The following is a 22,455-nucleotide window of genomic DNA, read 5'->3' as shown; positions in this document are numbered from 1 at the left end:
AAGTGAAACGCAGCAGCGCCGATGGTAGTGTGGGGTTTCCCCATGTGAGAGTAGGACACCGCCAAGCGCCAAATAAGAACCCTCGTCTAAGACGAGGGTTTTTTTCTAAATGCTGATATGGCTCAGTTGGTAGAGCGCACCCTTGGTAAGGGTGAGGTCCCCGGTTCAACTCCGGGTATCAGCACCATCTTCTTCTTCTTCGTTATACAAGTCCTAATACCTCCTGTTATTTTGATATAGATAGAGAAATGCTTTCTTTTACTCGCTATATTAAGCTTCAATAAACATATTTTTATGTACTGATCTGGCAACTATTGCTGGGTTATAGAGAAGTGAGGTTTCAATGTTTACACAAAGTGCGATGCTAACTGATGGCAGCCCTTTTGCTGACTTTATTACTATTACACTCAATGATAATGAAGCTATTTCAGAGCAATTCCTACCTTTACTGAAGCACGTTCCTGCTTTAATTAAAACAGTCAATCAAGCTGATAGTTCATGTAATATTGAATGGCTAATCGCATTCTCTGATTCAGCTTGGGATAAGTTATTTAACACTGAGAAACCAGCGGCTTTAGTCCCGTTTACTGAGATGAAAGAAGGGAATCGCCACTTTCCTGCTACAGTGGGTGACGTGTTTATCTTCATTAAATCAAGTCGTATGGATTTAAACTTTCGCATTGCTAAAGGCCTTGTAGACCTGTTCGCCAGTTGTGCCACTGTAAGTGAAGATATTCAATGTTATGAATACCTTAAAGATCGTGACATGATTGATTTTGTTGATGGTACAGAAAATCCAACGGATCAAGCTCGTGCTAAAGCTGTCCTTGTTGGCGCAGAAGATCCTGCTTATCAAGGTGGCAGCTATATAACCTTACAGCGCTATATTCATGACTTAAACAAGTGGAATGACCTTAAAATCTCACAACAAGAGCAGGTGATTGGGCGAACTAAAGTAGAAAATATTGAATTAACTGGCGCAGAGAAGCCTGCCTATGCACATGTTAATAAAGGTAAAGCTACAGATGCCGATGGCAAAGAAATTCCTATGTATCGGCAAAATATGCCTTATGGAAATGCCATTGAGCACGGTAGTATGTTTATTGGTTTTGCCAACACGCCAGAAGTAGTGAATATCGCGCTACGCAAGATGATTTATGCTGATAGTGACGGCCATTATGATCATTTATTGGATTACACCCGAGCAGTTACTGGTGGGATTTTCTTCGCTCCGCCAGCAAGTTTTCTTAATAGTTTATAGAGTTATCTCCTAACATTTGCATCTCAGGTTAAGATCTTTCACACTCAGCTTCATCTGCTCTTAACCTGAGTTTTTCACTTGTTTAAGTTATACCATTCCAATCGTCTCGATTTTTTAAAAGAAATCCTCGCCCACTTGATCCAAAGTGAGCCGCTAGAGCATCCCTTTACTGCTGAGCAGATACTAGTACAAAGCCCTGGCATGGCGCAGTGGCTTAAATTAGAGTTGGCAAAGAAAACGGGGATTGCGGCTAATATAGATTTTCCATTACCGGCCAGTTTTATTTGGCAGATGTTTAAATTGGTACTACCTGGAGTGCCAGAAAAAAGTCCATACAACAAAGAATCGATGGCATGGGCATTAATGACCTTGCTGCCTAGCTATCTTGAACACCCCGCATTCGCGCCATTAAAAATCTATTTAGATAATGATGAATCAAGTCTGAAACGCTACCAGTTATGTCATAAAATTGCAGATATTTATGATCAATACTTAGTCTATCGGCCTGAGTGGATTAATGCTTGGGAGGCGGGTTTAGCTGGACCTGAATGGGAAGAGCAGCAAGCTTGGCAGCCGATTTTATGGCAAGCGCTACATCAAAAGATCAATCAAGAATTCAATACTGATAACGGTGTAAAGCCTTATCACCGCGCCGGTTTGTATGCCAATTTGATTAGCCAGTTGCAACAACACAATGAGGTCGCAGGGTTGCCTAAGCGACTGTTTGTGTTTGGTATATCAGCTATGGCGCCCGAGTATCTAAAAGCCCTGCTAGCATTAGGGCAACATGTTGAAGTGCATTTGTTTTTAACCAATCCATGCCAAGAGTTTTGGGATGATATTGTTGACGCTAAATACCTCGCCCGCTTAAGACAAAGACAGCGTACCGAGTTGTCACTACAGGATAATCAATTAGTTATTCAAGGCTCTAACGCCTTAGTTCCTGCTGGCTTTGAGCTAGACCCAGAGATGGGGTACCAATTAGGCAATCCACTGCTGGCTTCTATGGGTAAATTAGGCAGAGACTTTCTCTATCAACTGCATTCTCTGCAAGTTGATGATTATGGACACTTTATTGAGCCCGCAGCTGACAACCTATTAGCTTGGGTTCAATCGGATATTCTGTCTTTACACAATGCCACTGCGCAACCTCATCGTACTGTCGCGCCAGACGACAACTCACTGGCGCTAGTAGGTTGTCACAGTGCTATGCGTGAAGTCGAAGTGTTGCACGATCATTTACTGTCATTACTGCAGCAAGATCCCGATCTCACACCAAAAGACATCATAGTGATGATGCCAGATGTTAATGCTTATAGCCCTTACATTCAGGCGGTATTTGGCAGCGCGGCTCATGCTACCCATATTCCATTTTCCATTTCCGACCGCAGTGCTTACCAAGAAAACCCTATTCTGACCAGTTTTATTCAGCTATTGCGTTTACCTTTATCGCGCTGTACCAGCAGTGAATTACTCGAGTTACTGGCGGTGCCCGCTGTGTTAGCTAAGTTTGAAATTAGCCAAGGCGAGTTTGAGCAAATTCGCCAATGGGTAATTGAAAGCGGGGTACGCTGGGGGCTGGATCATCGCGATGGCGAGAAGTTCTCGTTACCTGAATTGCCGCAAAACACTTGGCTGTTTGGCTTGCAGCGTATGTTGTTAGGCTACGCCATGGATCAACAAATGTTCCAAGGGATCTTGCCTTACACTGAATGCCAAGGTTTGGCTGCCGCACCACTTGGTAAGTTATGCCAGTTTGTAAATCAATTAATAGAACTAAGCCGTGAGCTACAACAGCAGAACAAGGTGGAGCAATGGAAACATATTTTATTCGCCTTACTTGACGATTTCTATCAAGTTGATGATGCTGACTTTGAAGCGCTCATGCTAATTAAAGAGCAGCTAAATCAACTACATCAACAGGTGGATGCCAGCGGCTTTGATGAAACCTTGAGTCTTGCGATTATTAGCGATTACTTACAGCAAAAGCTTAACCAGAGTAGTGGTGGGCAACGTTTTCTCGCTGGGCAGGTGAACTTTTGTACCTTAATGCCGATGCGCTCTATTCCCTTTAAAGTGGTTTGCTTATTAGGCATGAACGATGGCGCTTACCCGCGCAGTATTCCCCCTCTGGGCTTTGATTTAATGGCGGAAAAAATGGAAAAAGGTGACCGCTCTCGTCGTGATGACGACCGTTATCTATTCCTTGAAGCCCTTTGTTCGGCGCAGCAACACTTATACATCAGTTACATTAGTCGTAGCATCAAAGACAATACCGAGCGTACGCCTTCGGTGCTGGTCAGTGAGTTATTGGATTACTGTGAGCAAGGCTTCCAGTATGAAAGCGATGATTGGCGTAAGCAGTTAATGACAGAATATCCGTTACAACCTTTTAGCCCGCGTTACTTTAATGGTGATTACACTACCTTTGCTCAGCAGTGGTGGTTTGATGGCGAGCGGCAGCAAAAGCTTAGTTTTGTTGAAGTTGAAAACGGTAAGGTGTTAAGCCAAATCTTGCCGACTGCTGACGCGGAGTTGAGTCAGCCTATAGAGCTGGATTTACAGCAATTAATCCGCTTTTTCCGTCATCCATGTCAGAGCTTTATGAACCAAACCTTGAAGGTGTGGTTGCCATTAGAAGAGGGCGGACAGTTTGATCATGAGCCCTTTAGTCTTAATGGTTTAGATAATTACTTACTGGGTAACCAGATCTTAATTAAGCAGCTAGCATCTCAAGACACTCACGCTTTATTTGAAGAAGTCCAAGCTCAAGGTGTTCTGCCTCAAGGCCAGTTTGGCCTAATGGCGTTTCAGCGCCAAGTGGATGAAGTGAAGACCTTAGCGCAGCAGCTACAACCTTTACTTGAGCATAAGCATGAGGATTTAGCCTGCGAATTACGTTGCGTTTCTTGTTATGAGGAAGACGGCGTTGATATAGCGGTAAATTTAGTCGGCTGGTTAAAAAACCATTATGGCGCAGGCCTAGTGAGTTTTAAGGCTGGCGGCTTAAACGGTAAAGATTTGCTACAACATTGGATTTTACACTTAGCATATTGCGCCATGGGTTATCCCGCGCGCGCCAGTTACTTATTAGGCAAAGTGCAAGGTGTGAAGTTTAATTCGTTAGAGCAGGAATATGCCAAGCAAAAACTCACCGAGTTAGTTGGTTTATATCTTAAGGGCCAAACTCAACCGCTGCCTTTGTTTCCTAACAGTGCTTATGAGTGGGCGGCTAAAATTTGTGAGAAAGAGCCGACGCATATCGTGCAAAACAGTTTTGATGATGCGTTGGCAATGAAAGCGAAGGAGCAAGCTTTAAAGCGTTTTGAGGGTAACTTTGTTGCACAAGGTGAGGGGCAAGACCCTTATATTGCGCGTTGTTACCAAGATCTTAACTTAGTATGGGCTGACTTTGCCGCCAACAGTGCCGTATTGTTTGGCCCGTTAATGGCCAACATTGCTCCTCTTGAGTTCACTTAGTTATCATGTCTTAGGTGAATGGAAATTGCTATCCCCTTTCTACTTGAAGCTGCAGCGGTGTTGGCTAAGCTCGTTCACCCCAATCACATAGTTTATCTATGCTCATGGGGTTCACTCACTTGCCGCCTACCTGCAACTCCAAGTAGTTTGGGTACAGATTGAGAGATCGAAACTTCATCAGCATGGATACTGGTGCAGAGCCCACATGGATGTGTTTATGGCGATTTCGAAATCTCAAGCTGGCATGTTTCAGCTGAAGTTAAAGTTAGCACTTTGGTTTAGCTAACTTTTCCTACCATTAATGCTTATCTTGGTAATTTAAGAATTCTTTAAATTCCGTTTCATACAAGTGGAATAAGACAAAGGTAGTGGCAATAATGATAGGTCCGTAAATTAGCCCCATTAAGCCAAAGGCGTGGATCCCGCCCATTAGGGATAGAAAGATAACTAAAGTGTTCATTGATGAAATGTTATTCATCAATACTGGCCGTAAAAAGTTATCGATAGAGCCTACCACAAGCACGCCCCACACCGCTAAAAAGGCGGCCCATTGCCATTCACCAGTCAATAGTAAAAATAGTGCAGCAGGCATCCAAATTAGCGCGGTGCCGACCACCGGAATCAGTGAAGCAAAGGCCATAATAGTCCCCCAGAATAGACCTGGGATCCCAACAATCCAAAAGCCAATGCCACCAACAATGCCTTGGCATAATGCGGTAAGAAATGAACCGAGTAAGGCCGATTTAGACACCATTTGAATTTCCTGGATCAAGCTATCCTCTTGGCTACGAGACAATGGAATCGCATGGCGTAAAAACTCGGTTAGTTTGTGATAATCACGCAAGGTAAAAAACAGTACAAATAGCATCAGTACAAAGCTAAAAATAAAGCTAGAAATACTGCCAGCAAATTGCGCACTCAGCGATAACGCTTGTTTACCTGAGCTTGAAGCTAACGCCATTAAGTCTTGATTAATCTTTGCGCTGTCGAATACATCAACAGGCAACCATTCTCTTGCGAGCAGCAGTACTTGGCTCACCCACGGATGAGCAATCAGTTGCTCGATGCCGCCCGCCTGTATCCAAGCTAACACGCTTTTAGAGTAGCTGGCAGCTTGATTTAAAATGGCTAAAAAGATGAAAAACATCGGCAATAAGATCACGCAAGTGATTAATGTGCAGGTCAGGGCAGCCGCGACATTTTCTCGATGTTTGAGCTTGTTATTAATCCAGTTATGCAGTGGGTGGCATAGCATGGTAAAAATCAAAGCGATGATCACTGGTTCAATGTAGGGGGAAATTAACGAGTAGCTGGTATAAGTCGATAGGCAAAGTGCCAGTAAAAGGATTACACGACCGGGGTGTTTCTCAAAATTGAACGCTTTCATTTTCGTTAACTATATGAATAAAGATATAAATACTCTACTCGTGGAGCCAAAAGCACACAAGGTAAAATCACGCTTTCGGTTGGCTGTAAGCAAGCTTTTTTAGCTTGATTCGGTATACTTAAGCCATCTTAATGCTCTTAGTTCGGTGATCCTCTTTTATGGCGCAACAGCTTGATGCAATTACTTTTCCTTTACATGGTCCGCGGTTAATTGAAGCCTCAGCTGGCACGGGTAAAACTTACACTATCGCCAGCTTGGTATTACGCTTGTTATTAGGTCATGGTGATGAGGCTGCTCGTCGCAATGCACCTTTGACCATAGATCAAATATTGGTGGTGACCTTTACCGAAGCCGCAACCGCTGAATTAAGAGATCGTATTCGCCAACGTATTCGCCAGCAGCGGCAGTTTTTTATCGATGGCATCGCACCTGATCATGATCCGGTCGGACAAGCGTTATTAAGGGATATTCCTGACTATCAGCGCGCCGCCCAAGCATTGCAAGATGCCGAGCGGCAGATGGATGAAGCGGCGGTGTATACCATTCATGGTTTTTGTCAGCGGATGCTGAAACAACATGCGTTTGAATCAGGCGCACTGTTTGAAGCGGAATTAATTCAAGACCAAAGTCATCTACTGTATTTGGCGGTCGTAGACTATTGGCGCATTCATTTTTATCCCCTTGATGTTGAGCTTAGCCAAGTTATTTATAGTATTTGGCCAGATCCCAGTGCGCTGCAAGGTGATTTACAAAACTTGCTGAGTAAGCCAAACCTGACGGTCTTGCCGCCGCTAACCGATGCCAGTTTGGCAGAAAAGCACCAACAAATTATTAGCCAAATTAAGCAAGTAAAGGCCGCGTGGCTTGAGGCTGGCAGTGACATTTTAGATATCATTAGTGACTCAGGTGTCAGTAAACGCAGTTACAGTAAAAAGAACCTGCCGAACTGGTTTGTGGCTGTTACGGATTGGGCGCAGCAAGACACTATCGATTATCAGGTTAGCGATAAGCTTAGTAAATTTAGCCAAGCCGAATTGTTTAATAAAACCGACAAAGGCGCAGCGCCAGAGCATCCGGTATTTACATTCATAGAAGAGCTGTTAAGTGCGCCTTTATCCATTAAAGAGCATGCTCTGCAGCAGGGGCTAAAATGGGTTAAAGCGCGTCTATCACAAGCTAAGCAGCAAACCAATGAACTGAGCTTTGACGACTTACTGTTAAACCTTGGCGCCGCACTGGCTAGCCCTAGTGGTCAATTACTGGCTACGAGTATTGGTCAAGCTTATCCGGTGGCAATGATCGATGAATTTCAAGATACGGATCCAATCCAATACCAAATATTTCATCATATTTATGGCGCGAGCACTGATGCTGGCTGGTTTATGATTGGCGATCCGAAACAGGCTATTTATGGCTTTCGTGGCGCGGATATTTTTACTTATATTCAAGCGCGCCGTGAGATTAGCGATCATTACACCTTAGGCCACAATTATCGTTCATCGGCCAGTATGATCAATGGCGTGAACCAGGTGTTTCTCCATGCCAATAAGCCGTTTATCTACGCTCAAGATATTAGCTTTCAAGGGGTGAGTTACCCCGAAGGTAAGCCTGCTAAGCAATGGCTATTTGATGAACAAACACCGCCCGCCTTAAATATTTGGCTTAGCGAGCCTGAAGCGGGTTTGCTTAATAAGCACGATTACCAAAACCAAATGGCGCTGACCTGCGCCAATCAAATTAACCGCTTATTGCGTGCGTCGCAGCAGGGACGTAACTACATTAAAGATGCTAAAGGCATGATCAAGGCAATTAATGCCGGCTCTATTGCGGTTCTGGTTCGCACTGGGCGAGAAGCGGCTCGGGTAAAACAGGCGCTGTCAGAGCAGGGCATTAAAAGCGTCTATTTATCGAATCGAGACAGTGTTTTTGCCACTCCCCAAGGCGTTGATCTGTATCGCGTGCTGGCTGCGTGTTTAACACCAACCGATGATCGCTTATTACGGGCAGCGTTGAGCACTTCTTTGTTTAACTACAGTGCGATTGCTTTAAATAAGCTGTTCGAAGACGAAAACGCGTGGGAGCAAAAGATAGCCGAATTTGTCGATTATCATACTCGCTGGCAAAAGCAGGGCGTGTTGGTGATGATCCGCGAGTTGTTATCACAGCAAGGGATCAGCGCGCGTTTACTGGGTGAATTAAATGGCGAGCGTGAGCTGACTGATTTACTGCACTTAGCCGAGTTACTGCAACAAGCCAGCTTTGAGTTAGAAGGACAATTTGCCTTAGTGCGTTGGTATATGGAGCAAATTAACAACGCCAATGGCAACGCTGATGAACAACAATTACGCTTGGAAAGCGATCAAAATCTAGTGCAGATAGTCACCATCCATAAATCAAAAGGCTTGGAATACGATTTTGTTTTCCTGCCCTTTGTCTGTAATTTTCGCGCCGAAACCACCGCTTTATATCACGACGAGGCAACTGGGCAACAGTATATCGACTTAAGTCGCGCACCTGAGCATATTGTAGCGGCCGATAAAGAGCGCTTAGCGGAAGATTTACGCTTGCTCTACGTTGCTCTCACTCGCAGTGTGCATGCTTGCTACCTTGGCTTAGCGCCGCTGAAGTCGCGCATTGGTAAAAGCCCTATTTCCGACTTACATCAATCTGCTATTGGCTACTTGATTCAGCAAGGGCAAGAAATGGACTTAGCTGGCTTAAAGCAACAGTTAACAGAATTAGCTCAGCGTTGTCCCGATATTGCCATTAGTGCGCCAGATGATATCCCTGAGCCCTTATATGAAGAGGTTAAAGACTCACAAGCGCGCATTGCGCCAGCTATTTTTAATGGCACCATCGAAACCAACTGGTGGGTCACTAGCTATTCTGCGTTATCCCGATTGCATGAGCATGCGCCGTTACCTCGTAAGGAAGAGTTACCCGTCGCGGTAGAAGTGGAAGCCGAAGAAGGGAAGAATGTGTTTAGCTTTTACAAAGGCGCACGTGCCGGTACTTTTCTACATACCTTGTTTGAAAATATTGATTTTGCTAACGCAGATCGCCAAAGCTTAACTGAGTTAATTTTGCAGCAGTTAGAGCAAGAAGGTTATGAAGTAGAATGGCTGGATGTATTAGTTGAGTGGGTAGAGCAAGTATTGGCGAAAGACTTAGGCCAAGGTTTTGCTTTGGCCGATCTTACGCAAGATAAAAAGCTGGTTGAGATGGAGTTTTATTTACCCATAGCCGCTATTTCCGCGTCGCCCCTAAATCAATTACTGCTGCGCTTTGATCCGCTATCACAGCAGGCTGGGGCTTTGAAGTTTAACCAAGTACAGGGCATGTTAAAGGGTTTTATCGATTTAACCTTTGAGCACCAAGGCAAGTATTACGTCTTAGATTACAAGTCGAATCATTTGGGTAATCAGCTCAGTGATTATCATCAGCAGGCGATGGCGCAGGGCATGATAGCGCACCGCTATGATTTTCAGTATCAGCTGTACAGCTTGGCTTTGCATCGGTTCTTAAGGCAGCGTATACCTAATTATGATTATGATCAGCACTTTGGCGGCGTTTATTACTTATTTTTACGCGGTATGCAGCCTGGTGGTGATGGTGTGTTTTTTACCAAACCGGATGTTAACTTTATTAATGCCCTTGATCAGCTGTTCGCCGGGGAGGAAGTGCTATGCTAGCCCTACTTAACGAACTGCATCGCGTCAATAAAATTCGCCCGTTAGATTACTACTTTGCGCAGTTGATTAATGAACTGAGTCAGCAAGATGATGACGATACCCAAGCTTTAGCAACATTCTGCGCTGCATTTGCTAGCTATGAATTAGGGCAAGGTCACGTTTGTTTCGACTTAGCGCACATCGATAAACTCTTTGCCTCGGGCGGACCGCTGCAAGGCTATGAACTCGATAAATTAGCACTGCCACCACGCGCCAGTTGGCCACAGCATTTAGCGGCCAGTCAGGTTGTCGGTGATGGGCGGCCGATGCAGTTTGAATTAGGCCGGGTTTATCTATCTCGTTACCAGCAGTTTGAACAGCAAGTCAGCCAACGTTTAGCGGTACCTGCAAACATTAGCAATAGTGCAACATTAGCATCGGCTTTAGCTGAGTTATTTGCTGAACGTGGCAATAGCAATGAGATAAACTGGCAAAAAGTCGCGGCGGCGGTGGCGGCAACATCGCCCATTTCAGTGATATCCGGTGGCCCCGGCACGGGTAAAACCACCACAGTCACCAAATTATTAGCCTTGCTTATTATGCAGGCCCAACAGCAAGAGCAAAGCTTAGATATTCGCTTAGTAGCGCCAACCGGAAAGGCGGCGGCACGTTTAACCGCTTCCATTGGCGGCGCGCTGGCGTCGTTAAAATTATCTGAACAAGTTAAACAAGGAATTCCAGTACAAGCCTCGACCATACATAGATTGCTTGGCGTGATCCCAGGGCGCAATGAATTCAGGCATCATCAAGAAAACCTGCTGCATTTAGATGTGTTAGTGGTCGACGAAGCATCAATGGTGGATCTTTCCTTAATGGCAAGGCTATTGGCGGCGTTGCCGAAATCCGCCAAGCTCATTCTCCTGGGCGATAAGGATCAATTGGCCTCCGTTGAGGCTGGCTCGGTATTAGGCGATATTTGTAGCTTCGTAGAACAAGGTTACAGCCAAGGGCGCGCTAAGCAATTGGCGCAGCTCACTGGTTTTGATTTAGTTCATCACCATAAGGTGAGCGCGGCGCCTTGTGTAATGGCGGATAATATTTGTCAACTGCAAAAAAGTTACCGATTTAATGAAAACTCGGGCATTGGCTTTTTAGCCAGAGCGGTCAACGAGGGCCGAGCGGAGCAGATTCCGCCATTGTGGGATAAGTTTGCTGATATTGAGTTATTCGCCCTCGACCAACAAGAACAGCTCAAAGCCATGGTACTAGCAGGTTACGGCTGTTATCTAGAGCTGTTAAAACAAACATCAGCAACAGGAGCCCGCTTTGATGAACATGTACGGCAAATTCTTGAATCATTTAACCGATTTAAACTGCTGGTGGCGCTACGTGAAGGAGCTTATGGTGTAGCAGGATTAAACGAACAGGTTGAGAACTGGCTGAGTGAGAAAAATCTAATCAGCCTTAATCAAGATAATGGGCCTTGGTATATCGGGCGGCCGGTGATGATCAGTCAAAACGATCACCAAGCGGGTTTATTTAATGGCGATATTGGTGTGTGTTTAGCCAATGAGTCGGGAGATAAGCGGATTTACTTTGAACTGGCCGATGGTAAAGTGCATCACTTTTTACCGAGTCGTTTACCTACTCATCAAACCGTGTTTGCGATGACAGTGCATAAAAGCCAGGGGTCAGAGTTTGATCATACAGTGATGATGCTGCCTGAAGCGATGAATCCAGTATTAACCCGAGAACTGGTTTACACTGGCATTACTCGAGCGAAAAAGAAATTAAGTTTGTTTGCCCCAGTGCATATATTAAATCAAGCGGTGCGACAAAAAACGCAGCGAGCGAGCGGGTTAATCGAGCGATTAGCCGCTAAATAATCGGAGTAATAATGAAAGTATATTTAGATTTATCCACTGTGTATGGTTGGCAAGACTTTCATGGCGAAAGCTTCCATGTGTTTAAATTCACAGGCTTTTATGACCATGACATGGAGTCATGGACTAATGCGATGATCAATATGATTGAGGATGACGACGAACTAACGGGTATTTACCTAAGTGGTGATGAGCATCTCACCATCATGTTGTCAGGCGTTGAAATGGTCATCAACAATTGTCCTGAAGTGTTGATGGGCTTTATGGAAGGGGTGGCATTGGTAAATCAACGCTTTGCTGACGAAGGTGTGAACAGTCGCATTCGTATTATTGCTAGTTAGAAGGAATCTTCGATGGAACAAAATCTGAGTTTATTTGAAACCCGAGTGCTGGGATGTTTATTTGAAAAGGCGGTTACCACACCGGATTATTATCCGTTAACGTCCAATGGTTTGTTAAGTGCCTGTAATCAAAAAAGCAATCGCGATCCGGTGTTAGCAATGAGCGATAACGACCTGCAAAATACCTTAGATGAGCTTAATAAAAAGCGCTTGGTGACGGTAGAGTCAGGTTTTGGTAGTCGAGTTAATAAGTATGCTCATCGTTTTTGTAACACTGAATTTGGTGAATTAAAGCTATCGGATGCCGAATTGGCGATCATAGGCGTGTTGTTCTTGCGCGGTCCGCAAACACCGGGTGAGCTAAGAACGCGCACCCAGCGACTACATGAGTTTGCGGATGTTACTGAGGTTGAAACTTGTTTAGATGCAATGTCACAGCGCGCAACACCGTTAGTGAAAAAGCTAGCAAGACAAGCCGGTAAGCGTGAGAGTCGCTATGTGCATTTGTTTAGTGAAGTTAATGAGGCTGAATTGACGGTGGCGAGTGTAGCAAGTGAAAATCTGGGCAATGATAATAGCCGATTGGAGCAGTTGGAATCAGAAGTGGCGGTATTGAAACAAACCGTTGCTGAGCTGCAGCAAAAAATATCAGATTTGTTAGATTAACCGTCACTCACTACGACTAGGCAGCCAAATGGCCTAGTCGAATTTCATTAAATTCAGCATACAATTCTTGTAGCTGCGCTTTTTGCTCTAGATAACTCAACTGGTTGGCCACAGCTAATTCAGTAATGGCTAGATCTGCACTATTTACATCATTTAAATCCATATAGGCCATCGCTTTGATGTTTAATCCCGCCAACTGCGCCATGTATTCACCTGCTTGGATTGCACGGTTAGCGAAAAACAACGCCTGCTCGTGATGAAATGCTCTGAGCTCGAGTTGCGCTTGCGCAACGTCTTGCCCGAGCATTTGTGTGGCAGTTGCTTTTCCGCTGGACAAAGCAAACAAGCCAAGTAAGGTTCCGGTGATGCTTCGCATAATGACCTGCAATAGCCTAATAAGTTAGACAATAAAACTACTAATCCATGAGTTAATAGTTACCTTGTAGGGAAGAAAGCGCAAATCACAATGAGGAGAGGTGTGATCATGGATCTTGTTTTTGACTGCTTTGTTACATTATTTGTTAACAGGATCAAAAGGTATTAACAAACGCTGTAAATGGTGATCTACTCTGGAAGGGTTAGAAAGCCTTCTTCCTTTGATGGGGGCGCTACATGGCCTAGTGTAAGTGGACTACTTGGCGATGGTCTGCACTGAGTCAATCACTTTAATCTGCCGGAAGAAGGCATTTTTTAACGCAATGTTCATAAAGCTACTATTTAATAAAAGTTACTATTCGGCTCTATTATTCTCAATGCCGCAAGGGTTGTTCTCTATCTTGGGGCAAAACACCCGATGCTGATGCTTTTTTATCACTTTTTACTTTTGTCAAACGCTTAACTGGTGGCATCAGCTGTGTTCATAATAGATACGTTTACACTGGCTCCTCTGTTGTTAACTAGGTATTAAGTTTTACTTGTTACTCAGTTACTAACACTGGTGTTGCTTTCTATTGCTTTTTCACTTTTATGTTTCGCTATAACACTTTCGATATTACGTTTGTTTCATTATTAGCACTTTACTAACAACTGGCTGACCTTGTGGCTCTGCCAGATCCGATATGCGATGGGAAGCTTTTGCATATCTCAAGTTAATTGTGGAACCAAAACTCTTATTGAGCAAATACAAATTAGAAATATATTTGCACAAGTTTGAGATTTATCCTGTGAGTGTGCGACAATTCTGTCAGTATTTTCAGGAGCCTTGTTATGGAATCAACGTTAAAACAGAAATTTACCGAGCTTAGCCGCGGTGTTTACTTTATTGGCACGACGCCACCGAAAGAAAATACTGAGCTTGATCAAGTCAGCACTATTGCCGCAAAGTTGTTGGCGAGACTCGATGAGATTGAGTTCGACGGTTTGATCGTCTACGACATACAAGATGAAACCTCGCGGATTGATAAGCCACGGCCATTTCCGTTTAAATCAACTCATGATCCCCGTATGTATAGCCAATTATTACGAGAGCAATCTGGTCGTGAAGTGATTACCTATAAAAGCGTATCGCAACGTGATGAGGCTGATTTTTCTGCGTGGTTAGAGCAGGCTTGGCAAGATTTTTCTATTCGGGATTTAGTGCTGGTGGGAAGTCCTTCTTCTGAGGGAGATATTAAACTGCCTTTGGCAGGTGCTTATCAAGTGCTGGCCAATAACTCTTTAGACTTCCAATTGGGTGGCGTGACGATTGCAGAGCGCCACGCTAAAAAAGGCGATGAGCATTTACGTTTGTTAACCAAAGGTGAACAAGGCTGTGAGTTTTTCATTTCCCAAGCGGTTTATGATGCCCAGGCTACCATCGATTTGTTGACGCGATACGCCCATGAATGCCAGCAGCAAGGGAAACAGCCCGCGCGTATTATTTTAACTTTTTCCCCTTGCGGTAGTGCTAAAACGTTAGAATTTATCGAATGGCTTGGCATTTCAGTGCCTGAAGCGACAAGTTTACGTATTTTAGCTGCAGATAATCCATTGGCTGAGTCGATCAAAATTTGTCACAATAACCTACAGCAAATTCTATCTGCTTGCTTACCATTGGGGATTCCATTGGGTTTAAATATAGAAAGCTTAACCAATCGAAAAGAAGAGATAGATGCCGCTATTTTGTTGTTCAAACTCCTTAAAGCTACTTTGGAGCTATCTCTGGCTGAACAGCAATTAGAAGAGCTTTAAGTATTAATAATCATAATAGCGACTTGAGTAAGGTGCTATTAGCAATCATCATTGTTCTGATTGTTTCATGATTGGCGAAAACCGCCCCCTGAAGCCGTTAGTAAAGTTAACTTGATGGGGCCAGTACTATTTGATTTCGCCCTGCGCTTTTAGCTTTATACATGGCTTTATCTGCTTGTTCGATAAGTTGTTTCGTACTGATTTCAGGCGTTGGCGTTAATGCGGCAACGCCAATCGATACAGTTAAATAGGGCTTAACCTTTGATTCCTTGTGAGGCAGTTTTAAATCGCGGATCGTCTGCTGAATTTTCTTTGCCATCACTTGGCCTTGCTCTGCGTTGGTGTCGGGCGATAAGACAATAAACTCTTCGCCGCCAAAACGAGCGCAGCAGTCTGTTGCCCGGTGGCACACTTTCTTTAGTGAATCGGCAACGTCTTTCAAACATGCATCACCACTTAGATGGCCGTATAAATCGTTATAATTTTTGAAAAAATCAACGTCTAGCATGATAGCGCATAGAGGCTTTTTAAGCCTTGTCATGCGGCTCCATTCATTTTCTAACGTTTGTTCAAAGCTACGTCGGTTATGCAATCCGGTGAGGGGATCTTCTGTGGATAGGGTTTCTAGCTTTTTATTGAGGGTTTCTAGCTCATAGGTGCGTTGCGCGACCTTTGCTTCAAGTTCAATATTAAACGCAATCACTTGTTCCTCAGCGCGGCGTTTTGAGATCATTTGTGCCACGTTAAGACCGAATAAACGGATCAATTCTTTTTGTCCTGAATTTAATACGCGACGGTGGGTAAAGTTATCGGCGAACAGGTATCCCATGATGGCGTCTTTACTGCGTAGACACACCACCATATTCCAGCCATAGCCAATTATTTTTGCATCTTGATAAAGCGGCGCTGGGTCCATAAAGCAGTAATTTTTTCCAGAGGTGGTTGCCAAACGCATTATTTCAGTATCAGGCTTGGCCGACTCATAGTAAGACTCATCCACAACTTTTCCAGTCATGTCAGTACCATATGTTCCGGTTAGCTTAGTGTTGTCACTGTTGCTGAGCATAATCGCCACTCGGTCTAAATTCATTTTAGTGCGGGCTAATTTAACAGCGATGTGGCATACGTCTAGTACACTACTGGCATCAGACATTTCAGAAATAGCATTGTTGAGAAAAATCAAATCACTTTCACTGCGCCGACGAATGAGCTGTTGAGATAAGGCTGCGCCATAGTGCTGCAGCAGCTTTTTTTGATATTCATGTAAAGGTGCTTTGTTAATTAAATTATCGATGGCAAGCCAGCCAATCGCCTGCTCTCCATCGCGCAAAATCAACATTGCATTCCAACCTTGTCCGACAATATCCTTAAGGGTATAAAGGGGGGCGTTTTCTAGTATGACTAGGTTTTGTTTAGGGTTACTCAAGGCCTCGAAAAATATCGGAGCTAAGGTTGAGAGTTTAAAATTTGCTTGATATTCATCAGTGGTAACTCCTCTCGTATCTGTGCCATAAGTGCCGGACATTGACTGTGTTGAATGATCAATTAAAAACAAACTCGCTCGGTCAAAGCCAAGCTCTTCTCGTATACTGGTGACAGCGTTAAGGTACAAGCTATCTAAATCTAAACAGCTACTTAGCTTTAAATTTACTTGCTGTAATTTATTCATATGCTCGATAAAAACTTTTTGTCGACTTATTTCATCTTTTAAAAAGCCCTCTTTCTTATCTCGCTCAAATGTTTGCTGAAAAATTTTTTGCTTTAGTTCAAACCCCTGCATAGCCAATGCAGTTTGATGCAATATATTGAGAAGGTTGGAATCGCCTTTGCAGCTGGCTGGTGCGTTGGCTGATTGTGGAAGTTCAACTAGCAGCAATAGCTGCTCTTGATGAATTTGCAGTAGGTTCACCCCGTAGAATCGCGCAAAGTCGGCGTACTTATGCTTTTCTAAAATGAGTTCTGGTATTTGTTCGTAATTATAAAAAGGAGTAAGCTGGCTTCCTCGTTGAAAAAACAACCATAACACCTCTTCTGGCACCTCAAGTTCAGCTTGTTCAAGAGTTATACTTTCATGTCGAGCAGGGTGCGATTTTTTTTGCTGGCTAATTATTTCAAAATTTTGCTCCTGTGCTAACAGGTAGGCGTTAATGGCTTCGGTACGTTTGAAAATAAATTCAAATAAACACTCGCGCAGTTGGCGGACATCCTGAAAACTATGTAATTTCTGCTCTAAGATGAGCAATTCCGCATCGCTGATAGATCCCATATGGCCTCGTCTGCAAGGTTCCTTCTTTTTAACACTCTGAAGTATAGGCTAACTCGTTCATGGCTGTGTTTTATCTATTGCGATTGTGATTAATGTTGCAGGAGAGCTTGAGCATTATAACTGATGAAGGGCGAGCGCATGAATGTACAAAATACAATCAACCAAGCGAACACAGTGGAATTTCCTATACGAAACGCTGTGAAATCATCCCTCAAAAGCTGTTGATGGCTTAACCGCTGCATCCTTGCGGCAGGTATTCGTCTAAGAAAACATCGTTAGACGCTCAAAAAATTACGGAGTTAATGGCTGTTTCGACTAAAAGAGGGGCGAGGCAGTCCATTCATTTTATGGCCCATGCGAAAATCCTGTACATTCTTATTGGAAAAAAGTCACCGGGTAAGCTGCCTGACTTGAATGAGGTTTGCGTACTGGAAATTTAAGCTTTTATATTGCTGTAGGACGAACTGGTTAAGCTCCGGTTAAGCTTAGCGAGTGTATCTTCTATGCATCAGGTAATTACTGGCTAGGACGGACTTTAATCTTGATATATAGATATAGCGTTTTTTACTGCCGGCAATATCGATGTTTTGATAGCCCTAACGTTTGCCGGCAGATTTTTTCTCCTCAGTAAGCTCTTCTCCTGTTTCTCTCGTATCGTTTTAGTTGACTCTTTGTTAAAGTCACTGAATTCATTGATGGAGTGCTCAATATGAAATGGTTTCTGATTGGTTCTGTGTTAGTTTTATCGCCCCCTGTTTTCGCTCAAACGAGTCCTATTGAAATTGCCCCACGGATTGTCGGCGGTACTGCTGTGAATCAAGTTGTACCTTGGATGGTGAGCCTGCAGGTTGAATATAATCAGGAATTTTTTCATGTTTGTGGAGGCTCGTTAATTGCGCCGCAATGGGTGTTAACGGCAGCCCATTGTGTGGCTGATGCCAGTTACAGCGGCCAGTTGCATGCGCGCTTGGGGATCACAAATTTAAGTCAGCAAGGTGAGTTGCTACGCGCCGATAAAATATTTATCCACCCTAGTTTTAGTCCCGTAGATCTATCCAACGATATTGCCTTAATTCATCTTGAACGAGCAAGTACAGCGACGCCGGTTCAACTAATCAAACCTCTTGATTTCGCAAATATTCCTTATCAAAGCCTGTTCCGTGTCATTGGCTGGGGGGCAATCAATTCAGCGGGCGATGAATATGGTCCACAGCTCAATCAAGTTGACGTGCCTTATGCTGATTGCAGTGGACTAAATTTACCTGATGGGGTTATTTGTGCGGGTGGTAGGTTTAACCGAGATGCTTGTTTTGGTGATAGTGGTGGGCCGCTCGTTGCATTTAATCAAGGACAATGGCAGCAAGTGGGACTTGTGAGTGCTGGTTATGGGCAAGCGTGTGGTGAAGAAAATATCCCTGGTGGTTATAGCGATATCAGTTACTTTAGTACTTGGCGGCAAGCTAACTTAAGTCAGGTTTGGTTGGCGGATAAAGTAGTGGATGAAGTGCCTTCGCTTGAGGAGTATCCCTTTAGCATTACGCTACATAATGATTCATCGCAAGTGATTAGTCTGGCAGATATCATTACATCAAATGAGGGCTTAATGGTGCAATATGGTGAGTTTGATACACAGATTTTACCTCATACTCATTTGTCTATCCCTTTACTTTATCATCCTTATCTTGCCCCTGACTCAACGTCGAATCGCTTTACTTATCAAGTGATTGCTCGGTTGAATGAAGATTTAGACAATGATGGCTCTAATGACTTTATTTCGTCAAAGATCGTACTTACTGTCGCCCCTGTGTCACCTGAACCGACTCCTGTTCCGACTGTTGCCCCGCCACTCCCTACTCCAACTGTCACTCCAACCTCTTCTTCGAGTGGTGGCAGTCTGTCTTGGTTGAGCTTGCTTGTTTTAGCTGGATTAGGACTTAGAAAACGATATTAACAAACAAAAAAGCGCGGCCTTCCGCGCTTTTTATCGGGTTGTGCTTCTTATTTCATTTACTTTTCTGTCACTTTTGGAGTTTGTGTCAGTAAAATATAGCCAATCACACCTGAAATAACGGAGGCAATAAGTACCGCCATTTTTGACGTTAACTGATTAACTTCAGCAATGAATGCAAGGTCGGTAATGAATATCGACATGGTAAAGCCCATACCAGCGAGAAAGCCTGCACCGATAATATGGCGCCAAGTGATCCCTTCCGGTAGAGCACCGATTCCTAAGGCAACCAGTGCTCGAGTGAATAAGTAAATACCTAAAGGTTTACCGACTAACAAGCCGAGCCCGACCCCTAAAGCAATAGGGCTTAATAACTGCGACATGATTTCTTGGTTAATTGGAATACCCGCATTGCCTAGTGCAAACACTGGGACAATGAAGAGGGTCGCAATAGGGTGTAATGCTTTCTCTTTCAATTGTAACGGATTGGATGCTTCGTAACTTAAGTGTTTAATTTTTCTTAATGTTTTTATAGCGTGCTTGCTAAGTACGTCAGCCTTATCGTGACGGTCGGCCTCTAAGCTATGCATGAGATGCTTTAATTTTTCTAAGTAGTCATTCATCGCCATACCACGGCGTGATGGTACGGTGAATGCAACCGCGACTCCAGCAATGGTAGCGTGCACACCAGAAGCTAAAAAGCCCATCCAAACAATACCTAAGCCCGCAACATAGTAAATCCAAAGTTTGCGTACACCGAAACGGTTGGCCGCACCAAGAATGGCTAAGCCTATAATGCCGTAAAGCAATTCACTGAAGTTAATCTCGGAAGTATAAAAAATGGCAATAACCAGTACAGCCATTAAATCATCACCAATTGCCAGTGCTGATAAGAAGACTTTTAATGCCAACGGAGCCCTGCTGCCAACTAAAGCGAGCACGCCTAAGGCGAAGGCGATATCGGTTGCCATAGGCACACCCCAGCCGCGTGCAGTATCAGTGCCGCCATTAAAGGCTAAATAAATAACCACAGGAAGAATAACACCGCCTAGCGCAGCAACAACGGGTAACGCGGCTTTTTTCACCGAAGACAGCTCACCATCCAATAACTCACGCTTGATCTCTAAGCCGATAAAAAAGAAAAATATTGCCATTAAGAATTCGTTGGCAATGGCATGTAGGTTAATGCTGTGTACATCTTTAGTGCCTGCGCCTACTTGCCAAATTGTTGCATGCCAAAAGTGATGATAATGCTCAGGGGCTAAGTTTGCCCAAAGCAAGGCGGCTAAAGTGGCGGCAACTAATAGTGCTCCCCCTGTTATAGGGCTGTGTAGCCAGGCCATTTTCTTTCCGGCCATAGAATGCTCCTTTAATATAGAATCTAAATAAAATATAAGGTTACAGTAAAAATTTGAAATTGATAAAAAAAATTGTGTTTTAGATGGGCGCTTGGTTTTTGTCGCTAAGTTTTTCACTATTTTCTATTTATGTTAACCCATGTTAGTTGCTCTTTTGTTGGTATTCAGGGCTTAAATTTTGTTGGAGTACGCTTCAATTGAGATGTATTCATTATAAAATTTTGATGCTTAATGCATTCTGATGTTTTGAGACTAGGATTCATTGAGTTGTTTTGCTAGCCTCTGCGACGTTAATTTTCTTAAATAAGGTTAAACATGAAAAAGACCCTGATCGCAGTTGCTGTTTTAGCAGCCGCTGGCGCTGGTAGCGTTTACTATGTTGGCGAGTACACCCAGCAGCAAGTAACTGCATTAATCGAACAAACGAATCAACAAGATAATGGCGTTAATGCAAAACTAGTGAACTACGATAAGGGCTTTTTAGCTGCGCAGTCACAGATCGAATTAACCTTTGAGAACCCCGACATTGCCGAACAGAAATGGGTGTTGTTAGTAGATGGCGATGTCCAGCACTGGCCTTATAAAGCGGTTATCAATTCTAAAGTATCAGTAACGGACGAGACCAGCAAAGAGGTCGTGCAAAAGTTGTTTGGTACAACGGCTCCCTTTACAGCGCAGGATGAGATCAATTTGCTGGGGCAGCTACAAGGGCATGCTCAGCTAGCACCAATTGATCTCGCTGAAGGCGGAAACACAGTGTCCATGACGCCTGTGACCATGACTTATTCCATGAATTTAAACGAAATGTCAGGTCAGTCATTAATTGAATTGGCGTCATTGAATATTAGTAGCCAAGACGGTGAGCGCTTTGTGTTTAAAGACTTTAAGGTTGATGGTGATTTTGCTCAGATAGCCGGTTCCAGCCTGATGACTTATGACTACTTATTTAAGATAGCCGAAGCAGAAGTACGCACCGATGAAGCTAATGCCGATTTTACCCAAGTTACAATGCAGACAGCTTTTAAACAAGGCTCTCAAGCTAATACCTTAGATACACTACTGGGCCTCACAGTCGGTAACTATGTGTTGATGGGAGATGAGCTATTGGCATTTTCTAATACTGCGTTTGAGCTCAATGTGACAGGGTTAGATGAAACCGCTTTGCTTGAGTTATCTCGCTTGCAGACTAACCCTGAACAAATTGATGAGGCGTTGGCACAGCAGTTGGTATTTGATCTAGTTGGAAAAGGAGCGAATGTCTCTGTATCCAAGTTAACATCGCAAACCCCTTGGGGCGACGTTAATGCTGATATCAACATTAATTTACCGGCAGGAGCCATTGATAAGACTATCCTAATGCGCGGTCCACAGGCTGCATTAGGTTATATTTCTGCTTCAGCCAATGCACGTATGTCTAATAAATTTCTTGAAATACCAGGCATAGGTGATCAACTGAATGTTGCCATGATGGTTGGGGTGTTGGCGCAAAACGGTGAAGAGTTAGTGCTGAAGGGGTCGTTAAAAGACGGCCAACTAGTGGTAAATGATAATACTTTTCCTTTGCCAGGGATGTAACTTTATCCCTTGGGACGACTGAGCCTGTAAGCTCAGTCGTCACTCACATCTTTTAAACTCGCCTTTAGTTGCGCCAATTTAAAAGGTTTAACTAAAAAGTGCCGATAATTTATCCCTGTGCTCTGCAGTGCGCGTTCATCATCTAAATGCCCACTCATAAAAATAAACGGGATATGATCTGGAATACTTTGCTTTAATTTTATTCCGTCCATTTCGGGCATGCGAATATCTGAAATAATCAGGTCGGGTACTCGGTGTAACATAGTCGCTAATGCTTGTTGGCCGCTTTCTGCTGCGTCAACTTGGTGGCCGAGTAGCTCCAAGCAATCCGTTAAGCAATTAATAATATCGGGCTCATCATCAACGAGTAGAATGTTCACTTGTTATTAACTTCCCTGTAAAAATTGGTTTTTTAAAATAATACGTTCGGTGTTTTTCAATTGGCTAATA

14 protein-coding genes and 1 tRNA gene are annotated in these 22,455 nt (G+C 43.8%); 10 read left to right on the top strand and 5 right to left on the bottom strand.

The features are described 5' to 3' along the window. Positions 1–111: 111 nt before the first annotated feature. The 3 genes from K1M91_RS19315 (at position 112) to recC (ending at position 4,741) form a co-directional block, all read left to right on the top strand. Positions 112–187: transfer RNA gene (locus K1M91_RS19315), tRNA-Thr, on the top strand. Positions 188–343: 156 nt separating this feature from the next. After that, on the top strand, positions 344–1,261 hold the full coding sequence (locus K1M91_RS19310; protein WP_232803894.1) for a Dyp-type peroxidase: 918 nt from the start codon (positions 344–346) through the stop codon (positions 1,259–1,261). 78 nt (positions 1,262–1,339) lie between these two features. Next, on the top strand, positions 1,340–4,741 hold the full coding sequence (gene recC / locus K1M91_RS19305; protein ID WP_232803893.1) for an exodeoxyribonuclease V subunit gamma: 3,402 nt from the start codon (positions 1,340–1,342) through the stop codon (positions 4,739–4,741). 298 nt (positions 4,742–5,039) lie between these two features. Here the strand turns inward: recC and K1M91_RS19300 are convergent, their stop codons facing one another. Beyond that, on the bottom strand, positions 5,040–6,128 hold the full coding sequence (locus tag K1M91_RS19300; RefSeq protein WP_232803892.1) for an AI-2E family transporter: 1,089 nt from the start codon (positions 6,126–6,128) through the stop codon (positions 5,040–5,042). A 158-nt stretch (positions 6,129–6,286) separates the two neighbouring features. On the opposite strand from K1M91_RS19300, the gene recB reads away from it, so the two are divergent. The 4 genes from recB to K1M91_RS19280 are packed head-to-tail and all read left to right on the top strand — an operon-like array spanning position 6,287 to position 12,689. Next, positions 6,287–9,820 (top strand): exodeoxyribonuclease V subunit beta, encoded by a 3,534-nt coding sequence (recB, locus tag K1M91_RS19295; RefSeq protein ID WP_232803891.1) that lies wholly within the window; start codon positions 6,287–6,289, stop codon positions 9,818–9,820. Beyond that, positions 9,814–11,685 carry an exodeoxyribonuclease V subunit alpha gene (gene recD, locus K1M91_RS19290; protein WP_232803890.1) on the top strand — a complete coding sequence of 624 codons (1,872 nt, stop codon included), beginning with the start codon at positions 9,814–9,816 and terminating at the stop codon, positions 11,683–11,685. The genes recB and recD overlap by 7 nt, the downstream gene beginning before the upstream one ends. Positions 11,686–11,696: 11 nt before the next feature. Continuing rightward, complete coding sequence (locus K1M91_RS19285; RefSeq protein WP_232803889.1) at positions 11,697–12,023, top strand: hypothetical protein; 327 nt, start codon at positions 11,697–11,699, stop codon at positions 12,021–12,023. A 12-nt stretch (positions 12,024–12,035) separates the two neighbouring features. Beyond that, positions 12,036–12,689 carry a DUF480 domain-containing protein gene (locus K1M91_RS19280; RefSeq protein WP_232803888.1) on the top strand — a complete coding sequence of 218 codons (654 nt, stop codon included), beginning with the start codon at positions 12,036–12,038 and terminating at the stop codon, positions 12,687–12,689. A 16-nt stretch (positions 12,690–12,705) separates the two neighbouring features. Here K1M91_RS19280 and K1M91_RS19275 read toward each other — a convergent pair whose 3' ends face one another. Further along, a complete protein-coding gene (locus K1M91_RS19275) occupies positions 12,706–13,065 on the bottom strand; it encodes a hypothetical protein (RefSeq protein WP_232803887.1) in 360 nt (119 codons plus the stop codon). 830 nt (positions 13,066–13,895) lie between these two features. Here K1M91_RS19275 and K1M91_RS19270 point away from each other — a divergent pair. Further along, a complete protein-coding gene (locus tag K1M91_RS19270) occupies positions 13,896–14,858 on the top strand; it encodes a hypothetical protein (protein WP_232803886.1) in 963 nt (320 codons plus the stop codon). 106 nt (positions 14,859–14,964) lie between these two features. Here K1M91_RS19270 and K1M91_RS19265 read toward each other — a convergent pair whose 3' ends face one another. Beyond that, entirely contained in the window at positions 14,965–17,124 is a 2,160-nt protein-coding gene (locus tag K1M91_RS19265) for a sensor domain-containing diguanylate cyclase (RefSeq protein WP_232803885.1), read from the bottom strand. Between the two features lie 709 nt (positions 17,125–17,833). Between K1M91_RS19265 and K1M91_RS19260 the strand changes: the two genes are divergently transcribed. Beyond that, positions 17,834–19,075, top strand: coding sequence for a serine protease (locus K1M91_RS19260; RefSeq protein WP_232803884.1), 1,242 nt, complete (start codon positions 17,834–17,836; stop codon positions 19,073–19,075). 56 nt (positions 19,076–19,131) lie between these two features. Here K1M91_RS19260 and K1M91_RS19255 read toward each other — a convergent pair whose 3' ends face one another. Continuing rightward, on the bottom strand, positions 19,132–20,430 hold the full coding sequence (locus tag K1M91_RS19255; protein ID WP_232803883.1) for a Na+/H+ antiporter NhaA: 1,299 nt from the start codon (positions 20,428–20,430) through the stop codon (positions 19,132–19,134). A 315-nt stretch (positions 20,431–20,745) separates the two neighbouring features. Between K1M91_RS19255 and K1M91_RS19250 the strand changes: the two genes are divergently transcribed. Further along, a complete protein-coding gene (locus K1M91_RS19250; protein WP_232803882.1) occupies positions 20,746–22,005 on the top strand; it encodes a DUF945 family protein in 1,260 nt (419 codons plus the stop codon). A 32-nt stretch (positions 22,006–22,037) separates the two neighbouring features. Here K1M91_RS19250 and K1M91_RS19245 read toward each other — a convergent pair whose 3' ends face one another. Continuing rightward, positions 22,038–22,385: a response regulator gene (locus K1M91_RS19245; protein ID WP_232803881.1), complete on the bottom strand. Its 348-nt coding sequence runs from the start codon at positions 22,383–22,385 to the stop codon at positions 22,038–22,040. Positions 22,386–22,455 lie beyond the last annotated feature (70 nt).

The organism is Motilimonas sp. E26, from assembly GCF_021278025.1.
Classification (GTDB): domain Bacteria; phylum Pseudomonadota; class Gammaproteobacteria; order Enterobacterales; family CBDFNC01; genus Motilimonas.
This window is presented reverse-complemented; position numbering and strand designations above follow the sequence as displayed.